The 15,236-nt window shown below is 53.4% G+C and carries 15 protein-coding genes and 2 tRNA genes; 4 read left to right on the plus strand and 13 right to left on the minus strand.

Annotation, left to right across the window (positions count from 1 at the left end; all coding sequences use genetic code 11):
* Nucleotides 1-207: 207 nt before the first annotated feature.
* From ACO2Q8_RS13525 to ACO2Q8_RS13535, 3 genes are all read right to left on the minus strand, one after another.
* Nucleotides 208-293 (minus strand) — tRNA-Leu (locus tag ACO2Q8_RS13525).
* Nucleotides 294-338: 45 nt separating this feature from the next.
* Nucleotides 339-411 (minus strand) — tRNA-Gly (locus ACO2Q8_RS13530).
* Nucleotides 412-527: 116 nt separating this feature from the next.
* Nucleotides 528-1,406 (minus strand): UbiA family prenyltransferase, encoded by an 879-nt coding sequence (locus ACO2Q8_RS13535; RefSeq protein ID WP_423345355.1) that lies wholly within the window; start codon nucleotides 1,404-1,406, stop codon nucleotides 528-530.
* A 106-nt stretch (nucleotides 1,407-1,512) separates the two neighbouring features.
* On the opposite strand from ACO2Q8_RS13535, the gene ACO2Q8_RS13540 reads away from it, so the two are divergent.
* Nucleotides 1,513-2,685: a type III polyketide synthase gene (locus ACO2Q8_RS13540; RefSeq protein ID WP_423345356.1), complete on the plus strand. Its 1,173-nt coding sequence runs from the start codon at nucleotides 1,513-1,515 to the stop codon at nucleotides 2,683-2,685.
* Nucleotides 2,686-2,754: 69 nt separating this feature from the next.
* Here ACO2Q8_RS13540 and ACO2Q8_RS13545 read toward each other — a convergent pair whose 3' ends face one another.
* A complete protein-coding gene (locus ACO2Q8_RS13545; protein ID WP_423345357.1) occupies nucleotides 2,755-3,522 on the minus strand; it encodes a glycosyltransferase family 2 protein in 768 nt (255 codons plus the stop codon).
* Between the two features lie 187 nt (nucleotides 3,523-3,709).
* On the opposite strand from ACO2Q8_RS13545, the gene ACO2Q8_RS13550 reads away from it, so the two are divergent.
* The 3 genes from ACO2Q8_RS13550 (at nucleotide 3,710) to ACO2Q8_RS13560 (ending at nucleotide 9,261) form a co-directional block, all read left to right on the plus strand.
* Nucleotides 3,710-4,786, plus strand: coding sequence for a TerC/Alx family metal homeostasis membrane protein (locus ACO2Q8_RS13550; RefSeq protein WP_423345358.1), 1,077 nt, complete (start codon nucleotides 3,710-3,712; stop codon nucleotides 4,784-4,786).
* A gap of 108 nt (nucleotides 4,787-4,894) precedes the next feature.
* The gene (locus ACO2Q8_RS13555; RefSeq protein ID WP_423345359.1) at nucleotides 4,895-5,194 is read left to right on the plus strand and encodes a hypothetical protein; all 300 of its coding nucleotides are present in this window, start codon (nucleotides 4,895-4,897) and stop codon (nucleotides 5,192-5,194) included.
* Nucleotides 5,195-5,220: 26 nt separating this feature from the next.
* On the plus strand, nucleotides 5,221-9,261 hold the full coding sequence (locus ACO2Q8_RS13560) for an AAA domain-containing protein (RefSeq protein WP_423345360.1): 4,041 nt from the start codon (nucleotides 5,221-5,223) through the stop codon (nucleotides 9,259-9,261).
* A 105-nt stretch (nucleotides 9,262-9,366) separates the two neighbouring features.
* Here ACO2Q8_RS13560 and ACO2Q8_RS13565 read toward each other — a convergent pair whose 3' ends face one another.
* The 9 genes from ACO2Q8_RS13565 to ACO2Q8_RS13605 all read right to left on the minus strand — a co-directional run bounded on the left by ACO2Q8_RS13565 (nucleotide 9,367) and on the right by ACO2Q8_RS13605 (nucleotide 15,151).
* Nucleotides 9,367-9,624: a type II toxin-antitoxin system RelE family toxin gene (locus ACO2Q8_RS13565; protein ID WP_423345361.1), complete on the minus strand. Its 258-nt coding sequence runs from the start codon at nucleotides 9,622-9,624 to the stop codon at nucleotides 9,367-9,369.
* Nucleotides 9,617-9,823 carry a hypothetical protein gene (locus ACO2Q8_RS13570; RefSeq protein ID WP_423345362.1) on the minus strand — a complete coding sequence of 69 codons (207 nt, stop codon included), beginning with the start codon at nucleotides 9,821-9,823 and terminating at the stop codon, nucleotides 9,617-9,619. The genes ACO2Q8_RS13565 and ACO2Q8_RS13570 overlap by 8 nt, the downstream gene beginning before the upstream one ends.
* Nucleotides 9,824-9,972: 149 nt before the next feature.
* Nucleotides 9,973-10,140: a hypothetical protein gene (locus ACO2Q8_RS13575; protein WP_423345363.1), complete on the minus strand. Its 168-nt coding sequence runs from the start codon at nucleotides 10,138-10,140 to the stop codon at nucleotides 9,973-9,975.
* A gap of 138 nt (nucleotides 10,141-10,278) precedes the next feature.
* Nucleotides 10,279-10,650, minus strand: coding sequence for an SMI1/KNR4 family protein (locus ACO2Q8_RS13580; RefSeq protein WP_423345364.1), 372 nt, complete (start codon nucleotides 10,648-10,650; stop codon nucleotides 10,279-10,281).
* A gap of 54 nt (nucleotides 10,651-10,704) precedes the next feature.
* Entirely contained in the window at nucleotides 10,705-12,066 is a 1,362-nt protein-coding gene (locus ACO2Q8_RS13585; RefSeq protein ID WP_423345365.1) for a hypothetical protein, read from the minus strand.
* Nucleotides 12,067-12,141: 75 nt separating this feature from the next.
* A complete protein-coding gene (locus ACO2Q8_RS13590; RefSeq protein WP_423345366.1) occupies nucleotides 12,142-12,396 on the minus strand; it encodes a Txe/YoeB family addiction module toxin in 255 nt (84 codons plus the stop codon).
* Nucleotide 12,397: 1 nt separating this feature from the next.
* Entirely contained in the window at nucleotides 12,398-12,652 is a 255-nt protein-coding gene (locus ACO2Q8_RS13595; protein WP_423345367.1) for a type II toxin-antitoxin system Phd/YefM family antitoxin, read from the minus strand.
* 162 nt (nucleotides 12,653-12,814) lie between these two features.
* Nucleotides 12,815-14,182, minus strand: coding sequence for an APC family permease (locus tag ACO2Q8_RS13600; protein ID WP_423345368.1), 1,368 nt, complete (start codon nucleotides 14,180-14,182; stop codon nucleotides 12,815-12,817).
* A 60-nt stretch (nucleotides 14,183-14,242) separates the two neighbouring features.
* Nucleotides 14,243-15,151 (minus strand): LysR family transcriptional regulator, encoded by a 909-nt coding sequence (locus ACO2Q8_RS13605; RefSeq protein WP_423345369.1) that lies wholly within the window; start codon nucleotides 15,149-15,151, stop codon nucleotides 14,243-14,245.
* Between the last annotated feature and the right edge of the window lie 85 nt (nucleotides 15,152-15,236).

Below are 15,236 nucleotides of genomic sequence, written 5' to 3' on the forward strand. Positions count from 1 at the left end.
ATCGCAATTACCTTTTAGCGCAACCGGGTAATAATCGAAATGAACGGGTATAAAAGTAGAGACGGATTTACAAAACCAGTATGGATGAAACGACAAGAAACGACCCGTAGGCGGAACCAAAGGAAAATGCGAAGGCTCTAAAACACAAAAAGCCCTGATTTACAGAGCCTTTTGTTTCTTTTATTTTCCCTTGTTAGCGGGATTGGGTACCGGGAACGGGAATCGAACCCGTACGGACATTACTGCCCACAGGATTTTAAGTCCTGCGCGTCTACCTGTTCCGCCATCCCGGCGCGGAGTACCGCATTTACAAAAAAAGCACCTCGAAGGGTGCTTTGAGCGAAAGACGGGGTTCGAACCCGCGACCTCGACCTTGGCAAGGTCGCGCTCTACCAGCTGAGCTACTTTCGCGTATCACGCCGTGTTTGGCGTTTTGTGGATGCAAATATAAGGGGCTAGCGTCGTTTGGCAAGTACTTTTTTGAAAAAAATTTAAGTCTGACGGCTCAAACGGCCCTTCATTTCTGATTATGAACGAATTAAAACCAGCAGAAAAACAAAGAAACCATTCAAACCTGTACCCGACAATAACGTCATGGTCATGGCCGACCGAAAATCGGCCTGGCCAGCGTCCTGATGAACCCGGCGGTACCAGAACAGAAAATACAAAATGCCCGGTAACAGACAAACCGGTAACAACCAGAATTCCGGTTCGCCCTGAAAATACACATAAAAACCGATCAGCGAGGCCATAAACCACCCCAATGCGTTCAGGAACGTTCCCCGAACGCCGAGCAGCCGACTCATCGTCAGATCACCCCGGCGGGCGTCTTCCTCGTGCTGGTAGATCTGCGTAATCGGGTACACCGCCAGCAAATTCAGGGTGCAAAGCAAAGCCGCCAGCAACGGGCGAGCCTGCGTCAGTGCCGAAACCGGCAACTCGTCGATGGCCTGTAAAGTCATCAGGTACGTAAAACCGCCCTGAAACAGGCCGATAACCAGCCAACTCAAAACCGGGTATTTTTTTAACCGGATGACCGGATGGCTATACGCCTTGGAAATCAGCCCATAAATCAGTAAATAGGCTACGAAAGGCCAACCGATCCAGCTCCCGATCAATAACGCCAGCCCATCGAGCGCCCAGGCCACGTAAAACAGCGTTTTATCGACGGCCGGGGGCGTTTCCAGAATGCCGATGCTCCCTTCGTCTTTATCGAAATAACTGTTGTAGGCATTGCTGGCGGGATACAACAGCAGGTGAATGACGGCCCAGACGACCGCAACCCGTCCCCAATCGAGTGTTCCCGCCCGAAGCGCCGACGACTGCGTGAGGGCAAACAGAAAAACCGGCAACAGAAAAAAAGAGAACGGCACCCGCAGATGGAGCCAGACAGCACGAAAGGTCATAAAGCCGGAATCGCTAAGAATGAAGTGGACTATCTAACATTCAAGTTAGGCGTTTGGTTATAGACTGACTAACCCGGCCGAGGCCGACACCCAGGATCTGGATTACATGGATAGCTACATCACCGCCATTGGCACGGCCGCGCCCAAACACGGCTTTTCGCAATTGCAAATTGCCTCATTTATGGCGAACGCGCTTCAGCTTGACGAATCCGGACGCCGAAAGCTTCAGGCCCTTTACCGCCTGACCCGCATCGACCGGCGGCATTCGGTGCTGCCCGACTACGGCGCTTCGCCGGATCAATATACATTTTTTCCCAATACCGCTGATCTTGAACCTTTTCCAACGGTTGGGCAACGGATGGATATTTACCGAAAGGAAGCCTTGCCACTGGCCTTGAAAGCTATCCAGGATGTCCAGCAAAGCCTGACTCAGCCACTTCGGCCCACGCATCTGATTACGGTAAGCTGCACGGGCATGTATGCGCCGGGGCTAGACATTGACCTCATCGAAACCCTGCACCTGCCGACCACGATTCACCGGACAGCCATCAACTTCATGGGTTGTTACGGGGCCTTCAACGCGCTGAAAACCGCCGATGCGCTGGTGCGGGCCGATCCGTCTGCCCGCGTCCTGATCGTTTGCCTGGAACTGTGCACGATTCATTTTCAGAAAAAAACCGACGACGATCAGCTTTTGTCGAACGCCCTCTTTGCCGATGGTGCTGCCGCCGTGCTGGTCGAAGCGCAACCCGACCCGGAGCAACACACGCCCGCGTTCCGGATGCGGACGTTTTTCTGCGATCTGTTTCCGGAAGGCAAGCACGAGATGGGCTGGATCATCAACGATTACGGTTTTGAAATGACACTGACCTCCGAGGTACCCACCGTTATCCGGCAGGGCATCGGCAAAGCGCTTTCAAGGCTGCTGGAACACGGCGGTTTGGCCATCGAAGACATCACCCATTACGCCATGCACCCCGGGGGGCGGAAAATACTGGAAGTCATCGAGCAGCAGTTGGGCATCGATTCGCACGAAAACCGGTTTGCCTACGAGGTGCTGCGTCGGTACGGCAACATGTCATCGGCCACGGTGTTGTTTGTCCTGAAAACCATTCAGCAACACCTGCTCGATGACTCCAGCACCGGCAACATCCTGAGTTGCGCCTTCGGCCCGGGCCTGACACTAGAGTCGATGATTCTGGAGATCGTCCGCCCAAAAACCGTAATACCCAAAACCGTCCAGAACCGTCTTGAACTTGGATTACACGGATTGTCTTGAACTGGGATTCCACAGATTAAAAGATTAACCGGGATGGCTGCCGCAATCTTTTATATCCTTATATCCTGTTTAATCTTTCAATCCGCGTAATCCGGGTTCAGACAATACTCTCCACCGCAGTATTCCCCATCGGTGCAGCCGGTAGCGCATCGAAACGGCCAGCACGCCCAGGCCATAAATGCTGCTGCGCCGGAAATTGATCGAAGAAGCTTCTTCAAAATATTTCGTGGGGCAGGTGACTTCAGCGATTTCGTACCCTTTGTGGAAAATCTGGGCGATCATCTCGTTATCGAAAATGAAATCGTCGGAGTTGTGCGTAAAATCCAGACTCCGGAGCACTTCACCCGAAAAAGCCCGGTAACCGGTATGGTACTCCGACAGTTTCTGGTTCATCAGGATGTTCTGCGTCAGCGTCAAAAACCGGTTGGCAATGTACTTATACATCGGCATCCCGCCTTTCAGCGCCCCTTTCCCCAGAATTCGCGAACCGAATACGACGGGGTATAAGTCGTTGCCGATCAGGCTCACCATCGCGACAATCAGCTTCGGTGTATACTGATAATCAGGATGTAACATCACTACAATATCGGCCTTTAGTTCCAACGCTTTTCGATAACACGACTTCTGATTACCGCCGTAGCCTTTATTTTTCTCGTGGCGGATAACATGCCGGATGCCCAGGCGGTTAGCTTCTTCAACGGTATTATCCGGGCTGGCGTCGTCAACCAAAATCACCTCATCGACAATATCGAACGGTATTTCGCGGTAGGTACGTTCCAGGGTCAGCGCGGCCCGGTAAGCGGGTAAGACAACGACAACTTTCTTGTTATGATACATATTTGCAAAAATAAGGAATCAACCCAAATCATAACCTGTTACTGATTAGCGCTATATTGCGATGAGTTTCACCAATGCTTTTATTTGTTTATACAACTATCAAATTCCCGGCCAATTTTGTGCCAAAGTCAATTCCGGTTTTCTGGAAGAAAGTACCTAAAACGCTAATTTTATTGATTTTCGACGCATGAGTTACGAAACCATATTTTTTGCCTGCTTTGCTCTCTTTGTGCTGGTGGTCATGGCCTTCGACCTTGGGGCATTCTCGAAGCAGAAAAGCCACATAGTCAGTTTTAAGGAGGCCGGTACATGGAGCGCCATCTGGGTCGCCTTGTCCATCGGTTTTTACTTTTTCATTAAAAACTACGGCTACCTCGTCCACGGCATCACCGACATGGCGCGGCTGGAAGAAGTCCGCAACCTGTACGCCGACCACGTTGCGCTGATTCCCGGCAATTTTGAGCAGAGTCTGGCGGTTTTCCAGAACAACATGGCGCTGGAATATATCACCGGTTACCTGGTCGAATACTCCCTTTCGGCCGATAACATCTTCGTGTTCATCATGATCTTCGCATCGTTCGGCGTCCGGGAGCGATTTTACAAAAAGATTCTGGTCTGGGGGATTCTGGGGGCCATCATCCTGCGGTTTATTTTCATTTTCGTAGGCTCGGCCCTGTTGCAGCGGTTCGACTGGATCATTTACATTTTCGGGGCCTTCCTGGTCTACACGGGCGTAAAGCTGTTCTTTGAGAAAGAAGAAGATCAGCAAATGGAACCCAAAAACCATCCGGTGGTGAAGCTGACGGCCAAGTATCTGAACGTCTACCGACGGAATGTGATCGACCACTTTTTCGTCCGCCGGAAATCCGACCGCAAGCTGTTCGTGACACCCCTGTTCATCGTCGTTATTGTCGTCGCCTTCACCGACCTGGTGTTTGCCGTCGACTCGATTCCGGCCATTTTCTCGATCACCAAAGACCCGTACATCGTCTTTTTCTCGAACGTTTTTGCGATCATGGGGCTGCGGTCGATGTTCTTCTTCCTGTCGAGCATCATGAGCAAGTTCCGGTTCCTGAAAACCGGTCTGGCGGTTTTGCTGACCTTCATCGGGTTGAAGATGATCTTCCACAGTTGGCTGGAAGAGCACGGTTTTGAGACGGTTTACTCGCTGTATGTCATCCTGACCATCCTGGGCGTTAGTATTGTGGCGTCCTGGCTGATTCCGGAGAAAACCCCGAAACAGGAAGAGGAAGTGCAGGTCTAACGTACCCGTACCCACGGACTTTAGTCCGTGTTTCTTAGCTTTCTACTCGAAAAAGTTAGCCATTAAAACACGGACTAAAGTCCGTGGGTACGTTTAAAACTTGAAATCATGGTCACGGATGTAACGCAACAAGTCGATCAGATTGCCAGCCAACTGGGGCTGACCAAAGACGAAGTGATTCAGCAGAGTCTGCGGTATTTTCTGGAAGGAAAACTGCGGGAGTTATGGGCTGAACGGGTTGAACTCCAGACCCAGTACCACGTTACCACCCCGGAAGAATTTGAGCAGTTGTACAAAGACGATCAAGTAGACGAAGCCTCTTCCTGGCGGGATTATCAACGGTTTGAAACACTGACCTTCAAAATTGAACAATTGAAGACGCGATTCGCGAGTTTATGCAATTCGTAAGGAATCGTCTGGTGAATTAAAATCGTATGTTGTCCCAAACCGTCCTCAAAGCATATCTCAAACGACTGACCAACCTCAGCAGCCGCAACCGCTCGCTGCTGCTGACGAGCCTGCCCGCCGAGCAGTTTCTGGATCTGCACGAGACGGATTTTCTGGACAACAAACCCTCGTTCGACCTCATCCGGCAGTTGATCGCCCGGCGGCCGGCCATTCCGCTCTGCGATGTGCTCGACCCCCGGCTGGAAAAAGTCAACGAGGTGAGCAAAAAGCTTCGGAAAATTGCCCGGACGGACCGGTTTATCGAAGAAGAACGCGGTTCGGAGGATTTGTACGTAGGCTATCCGTTCGTGCGGGGCAAGCTGGCCGACGGTTCCGTCATCCACGGCCCGCTGGTGTTTTTTCCGGTTCACCTCCAGCAACAGGGCAACAGATGGCTGCTGGTCCGGCGCGCCGACGAGTCGATTACGCTCAACCGCAGTTTCCTGCTGGCATATGCCTATTACAACCAGTACATCCTGCCCGACGCGGTGCTCGAACACACGCTGGACGAATACGACAAAGACGCGACGGTTTTCCGCACCCAGCTCTACGAATGGCTGAAAACCAGCCCGTTAGAAATCAACTTCAACCAGGAACTGTTCACGGATCAGTTGCAGTGGTTCAACGCCCTGAAAAAAACCGACCTCGACCAGCTCGAACGCACCGGCGAACTGAAGCTCTACCCCGAAGCCGTGCTGGGCATTTTTCCGCAGGCCGGTTCGTACCTCGTGCCGGATTACGAGACGTTGCTGGGGGCGGAGGGCATGGGGCAGAGGGCAGAGGGCAGAGGGCATGGGGTGTTGGGTATGGAGAGTGAGGAAGGAGAGCCGGATGCTACCTCGCGCCTATTGCCCCCTGCTCAAACCCCGCTGCCAACCATTCGGGAAGAGACTCTGCACACGCCGTTGCCCATCGATGCCTCGCAGGAGGAAGCCATTCGGCGCATCAAAGCCGGGAAGTCGATGGTGGTGCAGGGGCCGCCGGGCACGGGAAAGTCGCAGTTGATCGGCAATTTGATGGCCGATTTTGCCGCGCAGGGCAAGCGGGTGTTGCTGGTTTGTCAGAAACGGGCGGCTCTCGACGTGGTGTACGAACGGCTGCGGCAGGTCGGGATGCAGCCGTTCTCGGCCCTGATTCATGATTTCAAGAACGACCGCAAGACTTTGTACGACCAGATCGCCGGGCAAATCGAGCGCGTCGAAGAATACCGCAAACAGAATTACGGCCTGGATGCCATTTTGCTGGAACGCAATTTCGATCAGGAAAGCCGCCGAATTGACCAGACGCTCAGCGAGTTGCAGGCTTTCAAAACCGCCTTGTTCGACGAATCCGAAGCGGGCGTTTCGGTCAAACAACTGTACCTGAGCAGCGATCCGACGGCGGCGGCTATTCCGCTCCACGATTTATATCAGCAATTTCGACCCAATTCGGTCGGCGGTTTTGTCGAAAAACTCCGCGAATACGGCGCTTATCGAGAGCGACTTGGCCCCAACCACCCCTGGGCCGACCGGCTTTCCTTCGCCGGTTTTTCGTTCGGCCAGGTACCGGTTTTGAAAAAGTTGCTCCATGAACTACCCGGTTTTGTCAAAACCGTCACGGAACAGGCCCAAACGCTGACCAACCGCCCCTACTTGCTAACCGACTGGCAAACCGTGCAGGAAGACGAATGGGAAACCACCACCCTGCTGACGTTCCTGAGCGCCGAGCCTGCTGATGCCCGCTGGCAATGGATTCGCCGGTTGCAGCAACAGCCTCATCACCCGCTGGCCCACACGGAGCCGGACGAACTCGAACGGCTGGAAAACGAGGTTCGGGAAGTGCTGGGCGGCAACGGCATTGAGCGCAGCCTGCCGGTCGGCGACTTGCCCAATGCGGCCCAGCGATTGCAGGAAGCCATCGCAAGCCGATCGTCGTTCGTGGGCCGGACGTTTTGGGGCTTGTTTAGCAAAGACAAGACTGGGTTGCAACAACTAGCAGCCGCCAACGGCCTGACGCTTTCAGACGAAACTCTGCCGGTTTTGCTCGAAAAAGTACAGCGTCGCATCCGGTTTGAACTGCTCCGCCAGCAAATCGGACAGAAAACCGGGGAAGCCATCACACCCGAAAACGCCGGTCAAACCGTTCGGCTGATCCGGCAGGCGCTCGAAGCCAGCCGCCGACTGACCGCCCTTCCGTGGCTAGCCCAACTCCCCGAAAACCGGCTCGAACGGCTGGGCGGTTTTATCGAAACCGCCCGGCAACTGCTCGAAACCGGCCGGAAGATCACGGCGCAACGGAATCACTGGCAAGCGTTGCTGAGCGAGTCGCAAATCCAGCGGCTCTGGCAGGAACCGGCCCAAACCGATGCGCTGCTACAGAGTTTGGAACAGGACATTGATTTGCTGGTTGAAGCCGACCGGTTGCGGGAAAACTTTACAGCGGCCGAACGCGAGGTGGTGCAGCGGCTGGGCGAACCGCTGTTGGTCGAGCGGTTTCTGAACGGCCTGCACCTGGCCTGGATCGAGCATCTCGAAACTGCAAACCCGATCCTGCGCGGGGTCTCGTCGCTGAAAATCAACCAACTGGAAGCCACGCTTCAGGAAAGCGTTCAGAAAAAACAGGCCCTCAGCCGCCAGATTCTGCTCGTCAAACTCCGCGAGCGGACGTACCAGAATTTGGCCTTCAACCGCCTGAACAACCTCGTCACCTACCGCGACCTGAACCATCAGGTCACCAAAAAACGCAATATTTGGCCGGTTCGGAAACTGATGGAGCAGTTTTCGGACGAAGTGTTCCAATTGGTGCCCTGCTGGATGGCGTCGCCGGAGTCGGTGTCGGCCATTTTCCCGATGCAACCGGGGCTGTTTGACCTCGTTATTTTCGACGAAGCCTCGCAGTGTTTTGCCGAAAACGGCATTCCGGCGATGTACCGCGCCAAACAGGTGGTGATCACCGGCGACAGCAAGCAACTGCAACCGAGCGATCTGTACCGCATCCGGTTTGAAACCGCCCCCGGCGACGAAACGCCGGTCGAACTGGAAGTGGAATCACTGCTCGATCTGGCCACGCATTATTTCCCGCAAACGCAGTTGCGCGGCCACTACCGGAGTCGGTCGATTGACCTGATTGATTTCTCAAACCGGCTTTTTTACAAAAACTCGCTCCAGCTTCTGCCCGATTTCCACCAGCTAAACCGCCGGGAACCCGCCATTCGGTATCGGAACGTCAAGGGCGTTTGGGAGAACAACACGAACGAAGCCGAAGCCCGCGCCGTGCTGGAACTGATCGATCAACTGAAGACCGAATTGCCGGGGCGCACCGTCGGGGTCGTTACGTTCAACTTTCAGCAGCAGCAACTGATCCAGGAGTTGCTGGAGGAACAGGCGCTGGCGGTTTTGCAGGCTGGTTCGGCATCTACTCAATCCTCTCAGCCTGAGCCGGTTGCGGAAGGCACGTTTGTCAAGAACATCGAAAACGTACAGGGCGACGAGCGCGACGTGATCATTTTCTCCGTCGGTTACGCGCCCGACGCCCGGGGTCGGTTGTCGGCGCAGTTCGGGAGCCTGAACGCCAAAGGGGGCGAAAACCGCCTGAATGTGGCCGTCACGCGGGCGCGGGAACGGGTGTATGTGGTCACGAGCATTTACCCACAGCAACTGACTGTGGAGAATACCGCCAACGAAGGCCCCAAAATCCTGAAGCAATACCTCGAATACGCCCTGTCGGTGGCCGAAGGTGCCTACGTGCCCCAGCCCCGCCGGACCGACCGCGTGCCGGGCGCGCGTTTGCTGAAAGACGAACTGAAAGATGGACAAACCGGGCTGGTGGAAGAACTCCCCTTTGCCGACCTCACCCGCAAAACCGCCGACCACTACGCCGGGCTACTGCTGACCGACGACGATCTGTACTACGAAAGCAGCCCGAAAGATGCCCACGCCTACACGCCGTTTGCGCTTCGGATGAAAAACTGGCCCTTTCAGCGGGTGTACAGCCGGGAGTACTGGCGGGGGCAGTTGGGAGGTGGCGTTACGGATTCGGCGCGGGAATAGCCGTTTGGGATTGCCGGGAAAAACCAGCGCTGGCGAGCACAAATTGAAAAATTACGGGATGTAGGAGGTGAAACCGATCATGTATAGGCTTTCTAAAAGAAGCGCCTATTCGTAAATGTCCCGCCGGTGGCCGATAGCCACCACTTCCACTACTAAGACATCATCGTATACATCATAGATAATCCGGTAATCACCCTTCCGCACCCGGTAGCCCGCTCGCCCTTTGAGCTTTTTGCAACCGGGTGGGCGCGGATTCTGGGCCAAACTTTGCATTGCTTCCAGGATGGGGCCAGCAACAGCATCCGAGAGTTTGTCTAGCTGTTTTTGAGCAGTACGGGTTAAAACAACCTGATACTCAGCCATTGGTGCGCTGCTGACGTTTTTTTACATACTCATCCAGTGGAATTGTCGGTTCCTGACGAGCTTTAACTTGATCATACTGGCGAATATCATCAAGTTCTTCCAATTCTTCAAGCACGTGTTGCCATTGTTGAAGGGGTAACACCACCGACACGCGGTTGCCCTGGGCGTCAGTAATGTATTGGGGTTTAATCGCTTTCATAGTTTTCCGGTTTTTGATCTGCATGCTACCATAAAGTTGGCGAATAAGTAACGAAATTAAGCCAATTCTGGCTAGTTTATGGTTATTCCAGTGTAATCGCCTTACTCACTCCCTGTACCAACGGCTTCCTCCCCCGCATCAAACGGCCATTACTTCCGGATTTTGGCGGTAATCCGGAAGGCGACGATGCCCAGCCCACTCACCGTCAGGCCGGAGAGCATGAAGGGCCAGCCGACGATGACCCATAAAACCGGCGGGGGCGGATTACGGTTTCGCCGGATTCCATAACCGAATAAATTCAGCGGTGTCTGAGCCAATATTGAGAATGCTGATATTTGTACTTTTTCAGAATTAGCTGATTAGTATTTTTATGTTGAGTGGAATCCCTAAGAGTAGTCTTATCCTGAAGAATGGCACTTAAGTAGCTTTTATTCTACCAATTACTGCTGATATTATTACTTGAACGTCCTTAAAAAATCTGTTAAGTTGTTACCCACTTCTTTAGAATAGTTGCGATCTATCATATCCAGTTCGTAGAACACCCGATCGCGAACTCCATAGTGAAAGTAGCCTGTGGAACCAATAATGACGAACTCCTTGTAAGGGTCATCGTCAGCTTGAAGAGATTGTGTCACTTCAAGTACGTCAGCGATCGGCCACAATGACAAATAGTTGTCTCCAACAAGCCCATCAGCCCCATTATGTAGCCTAATAAATTCTAAGTAGTCAGACGAAAGAACAGAACTGTATCGATCAACCAGTTCGGAAAATTCGTTGTTATTCGGCTTGTCATTCAAGGACAGATTACTAATCAACTCTTCGTACATACTGATGAATTTGCTGTCGTATAAGTGCAACATAGTAACCCAGAGCCATTTTCATCATGGTTCAGGTACATACCAAAACGGAATCGACACCAGCGGATCAGCTTCTTTTTTTCGGGGGTCTTGCAGGGCCACGCGGAGCAGGTTGTGACCTGTTTTAAGATTACCCGGTACCAACACCGTTTGCCAGCCACGTTGCTCCTGCGTCCCGGCTTTGGCAAATAGCAGGTTGGGTTGGGCATAGGCCGAATCGTTGACCGTGATGCGGATCAGCTTTCGAATCTGCTGGCTGCTCCAGATCGCATACTGCTGCCGACGCGCTTGCCTCGACAGCGTATCGCTCCAGGCTGGTTCGGGGGCTACCTGTTTGAGCAAGGTGTCGAGTGCTTTGGGATAGGCAATGAACAAGCGCAGGTACGGTTCCCGAATCACGTCTGCCTGGATGGAAGCCGCGCCAATAAAGGCCCCCTCGGGGCGCTGATTGTCGTAGACCGTAGGCTCGATGTAGAGACTATCGACACGATCCGAGTAAAGGTGTCGGCTGTTGAACGGCGATATCCGCCCATTGACACGGGAAAAATCGTTGGTGTATTCGAGGATAAACACGCCAAAAAATACCAGCATAAAAATCACTGCCGACTGAACTAGCTTGCCCGACCGGATATTGCTGTAGAACGTATTGGTAACATAGGAAGTGTGTCGGTAAAGGCCCATCATCATTAGTTGCATCAGCTTCGCAAGCCGGTAGTGGAGTCGAATGCCCCTGGGACTTTCTTTCACCTTCTTCTGACTCAACAGGATAATGGCCAGGTAGAACACGGCCACCAGCGCGCCTAATGCAATTTTGACTCCCAGCCAGACGTTGGCCGGGACGTTGGGTTGAATAACTAAGTAGATCAGTAACCCCAGCAAGTACAATAAGGCGACCACCACCAGAAAGAAGACGAACTGGAAAGCGAGGGCAAACACGATGTTGCACCGTTTGTCGAGCCAAAGAATGTAGCGGTCCAGGGGACCCAGTTCGTCGGCCATGCGTTGCTGGGCATACGGCGTAGAGAAGGGAATCCGGTCGTAGCGAATGCCCGAGGGAAAAACGGCCAGGAGACCGACCAGCCCTACCCAAAACGCCCGCATGACAAAATTGGCCAGAAAAGCCGCAAACAAGACGTGGCAAGTGGCCCGAATCAGGCTGTAGGCCAGCGACGGAAACATCATCGCAGCGCCCGTGGTATGCGTCATGTAATTATACCGGAGGTAGCTGAAGACCGACTCCAGCAGATCGGGCAATTGCAGGATGGCGAACATGGCCACCCCGGAGATCGCTAATTCGAGGTTCCAGCTTTGGGTGGTCAATTCCCGGAGTTTGTCCTGCTCATCGGGCGTAAGTTGCGAAACAGGCGATGGGGTGTTATCAGACATGAATGATCGCGTATGCTGATGAAGATAAGGTATATAAAAAAGCGACGATGCTCAGCCCGATCACCGCGAAAAGGGTTAATAATGATACCGGCACTGAATAATGTGAAGTCGATCATCAATGACCGTGTAGACTAACCGGTGTTCCTCGGTGATACGGCGCGACCAGTACCCTTGTAAATTTTCCTTCAACGCTTCCGGCTTTCCGATCCCCTGAAACGGGGTGCGTAAACAATCCTTAATTAGTTCATTGATTCGCTTGAGAACGTTTTTATCAGTTTTCTGCCAATACAGATAGTCCTGCCAGGCATCGCGATCCCAACTTAAGGTCATTTCATTCCTCGATTAAATCATGGGACTGATGATCACCCTCTTCGCTGCGGGAAATGGCATTCAGAAGACGTTGGCGGTTTTTCTCGGAACGTAACAAATGCATCGTCTCGATCCAGGAGTTGTATTCGGTCAACGAAAGGATCACAACGGCCTTGTTATCGGTTCGATTCACAATCACGGTATCGCCATTATCCGTCACGTCATCGAATTTTTCCCGTAAGTTCTTCCGAAAATCCGTGTAATTAAGCACTTGCATAATTTTGCGTAGTTAATTCAGTACGTATTTACGTACCTGAATGAGAAACGCAAGATACAGTGAATTAATTACAAATGGCAACGATGAGACACATTAAGCCCATTTTCAGCCATGTTAGTAATAAAGAAAGTCGAAAAATCCGGTTTTCAAAAACCGCCTGACTCATTTCCCAACGGCTTGCTCCCCCGCGTCAAACGGCCACTGCTTCCGGATTTTGGCCGTCATCAAAAACACGATGATGCCCAGCCCGATGACCGTCAGGCCAGAGAGCATGAAGGTCCAGCCAGTCGACAGGAAGATGTAGGTCCAGACGGCGATGACCAGCAAAACCGGCAGCGGATAGAGCGGCATCCGGAACGGGAAGGCGCTGGCCGGTTTTCGGCGGTGCAACAGCAGCAAGCCCACGGCCTGCCCGATGAACTGAACGACAATCCGCATCGCCAGAATAGCCGTAATCACGTCGGACAAGCGGAATAGCAGGCTAAACCCGAAGCCCAAACCGCCCAGAAACAGCAGCGAAATGTAGGGAAACTGGCGCGTCGGGTGTAGTTTGGCAAAGACCCGGAAAAACTGCCCGTCGGCGGCAGCCGCGTAGGGCACCCGCGAGTAGCCCAGCAAAACCGCAAACAAAGACGAAAAAGCGACAATCAGCACCATGAGGGTCGCGACGGAACCCGCCCGCGTGCCGTACAACCGCTCGACAACCGCGCTGATGATGAACTCGCTGTGCTGCGCTTCCTGCCACGGAATCACGCTCACCACGCTCCAGTTCATCGCCAGGTACAAAACCGCAATGCCCACCACCGACACCAGCATACTGAGCGGAATGATGCGCGCCGGATTGCGGATTTCGCCCCCCAGGTGACAGACGTTGTAATAGCCCAGGTAGCAATAAATCGTTTTGACCGACGCAATTCCCAGACCGGCTCCGAACAGTCCTGACAGCGAGTCGCCCGAGGGCAGGGCCAGCGAAACCGGCTGTTGACCGCCCGTCAAACCGCCCCAGATGATCCAGCCGAGCGTCGCCAGTACACACACCCACAACAGAATACTAATCCGGCCAATCGACTCAATTTTACGGTATAACAGGGCCGTAATCAGAATCACAACACCCCCCGAAACCGCCTTGCGTTCCCAGCCGTCGAGCGGAATGAGGTACGAGGCATACTGCGCAAAACCGATGGCTCCCGAGGCCACCACCAGCGGGGCCTGGATCATGGTTTGCCAGACATACAGAAACGACAGCATCCGGCCCCAGCGCTTTTCACCGTAGGCGATTTTCAGAAAGTTGTAGCTCCCGCCAGCTTGCGGGTAAGCCGCGCCCAGTTCCGACCAGACCAGCGCATCGATCAGCGAAATGACCGCACCCAGAATCCAGGCCCAGAGAAAATGCGGTCCGCCCATGAGCTGAATCACCAGCGGCAAGACCACAAACGGTCCGATGCCGACCATATCAATCATGTTCAGGGCCGTGGCCTGCCAAAAGCCCAGTCGCCGGGGCAAGGGCGCTGAATCGGGAGAAGAAGACACAAACGGTTTGGTTAAAGAGGAGACATTCAGGTTTGTTCAAATCCGGTCGAAACCCGGTTTTCAGGCCGGACACATGACCGCGTAGCCGTCCAGTTCGCGCATGTACGACGCCAGCTTTTCAATGAATGCGCCGGTATACGGGGGCAATTGCTTGTTTTTCAGCGTGGCCGCATACCAGGTCCGCAGCAGCCGTTTTTCGGTCAGCGAAACTGCCGCCAGTTCACCCGAGCGCAGGTACGGCCGAACGACCCAGTTGGGCAGCATCGCAACACCCATACCGGCTTTCACCATCTCCAGAATGGCTTCCGTCAGCGTCATTTTGTACACGCGCCGGGGCCGCCGGTTTTTGAAAAGCAGCTTGTAATTAGAGCTTTCCTCTTCCGGAATGTTGTACATGATGTAATTCTGGTCGGCAAACTCCTCCAGTTCGACCCAGCCCCGGTGCGCCCACTCGTGGTCGGGGGCCACAATCACCATGAATTCATCCTGAAACAAGGGTGTGTACGTCAGTTTGGGGTTGTTGGATTCTTCCAGTATGGCGACGTCGATCTTGTTTTCGAGCAAATGCTGCTCGGCATAATGCGTGGCTTCGATGTCGATTTTCACGTCCACTTTCGGGTATACATCCCGGTACGTCCGCAAAAAACCGGACAGCCAATGGTAGGACGTGTAGCATTCCGTACAGAGCCGCACCTCGCCCGCATCCTTGTCGGTCAGGCACTTGACTTTCGCTTTGGTTTCGGCCACCTCCTGTAGAATCTTCCCGGCGGCTTCCAGCACCACGGCCCCGGCTTCGGTCAGCCGCATCTGCTTTTTGTCCCGAATAAACAACTGGGTGTTGAAAAAGCCCTCAATTTCCTTCAACTGATGGCTCAGCGCCGACTGGGTCAGGTACAGCCGCTCGGCGGCTTTGGTGAGGTTGCCCGAGGCCGCTACCTCCTTCACCATTTGCAAATGCCGGATTTCCATGATGAGTAAAATTCATGATTTCAACAAAAATAATTCGTTTTGCTAATATTCCAAAACTCCTGACCTTTGTCACGAACTTAAACAA

Source organism: Larkinella sp. VNQ87 (genome assembly GCF_049445795.1).
Lineage (GTDB): Bacteria > Bacteroidota > Bacteroidia > Cytophagales > Spirosomataceae > Larkinella.

Bases quoted from the DNA above. Each gene is read 5' to 3' on its own strand.
- ACO2Q8_RS13535 (WP_423345355.1), bottom strand. From the start codon at position 1,406: ATGACCTTTCGTGCTGTCTGGCTCCATCTGCGGGTGCCGTTCTCTTTT.
- ACO2Q8_RS13540 (WP_423345356.1), top strand. From the start codon at position 1,513: ATGGATAGCTACATCACCGCCATTGGCACGGCCGCGCCCAAACACGGC.
- ACO2Q8_RS13545 (WP_423345357.1), bottom strand. From the start codon at position 3,522: ATGTATCATAACAAGAAAGTTGTCGTTGTCTTACCCGCTTACCGGGCC.
- ACO2Q8_RS13550 (WP_423345358.1), top strand. From the start codon at position 3,710: ATGAGTTACGAAACCATATTTTTTGCCTGCTTTGCTCTCTTTGTGCTG.
- ACO2Q8_RS13555 (WP_423345359.1), top strand. From the start codon at position 4,895: ATGGTCACGGATGTAACGCAACAAGTCGATCAGATTGCCAGCCAACTG.
- ACO2Q8_RS13560 (WP_423345360.1), top strand. From the start codon at position 5,221: ATGTTGTCCCAAACCGTCCTCAAAGCATATCTCAAACGACTGACCAAC.
- ACO2Q8_RS13565 (WP_423345361.1), bottom strand. From the start codon at position 9,624: ATGGCTGAGTATCAGGTTGTTTTAACCCGTACTGCTCAAAAACAGCTA.
- ACO2Q8_RS13570 (WP_423345362.1), bottom strand. From the start codon at position 9,823: ATGAAAGCGATTAAACCCCAATACATTACTGACGCCCAGGGCAACCGC.
- ACO2Q8_RS13580 (WP_423345364.1), bottom strand. From the start codon at position 10,650: ATGTACGAAGAGTTGATTAGTAATCTGTCCTTGAATGACAAGCCGAAT.
- ACO2Q8_RS13585 (WP_423345365.1), bottom strand. From the start codon at position 12,066: ATGTCTGATAACACCCCATCGCCTGTTTCGCAACTTACGCCCGATGAG.
- ACO2Q8_RS13590 (WP_423345366.1), bottom strand. From the start codon at position 12,396: ATGACCTTAAGTTGGGATCGCGATGCCTGGCAGGACTATCTGTATTGG.
- ACO2Q8_RS13595 (WP_423345367.1), bottom strand. From the start codon at position 12,652: ATGCAAGTGCTTAATTACACGGATTTTCGGAAGAACTTACGGGAAAAA.
- ACO2Q8_RS13605 (WP_423345369.1), bottom strand. From the start codon at position 15,151: ATGGAAATCCGGCATTTGCAAATGGTGAAGGAGGTAGCGGCCTCGGGC.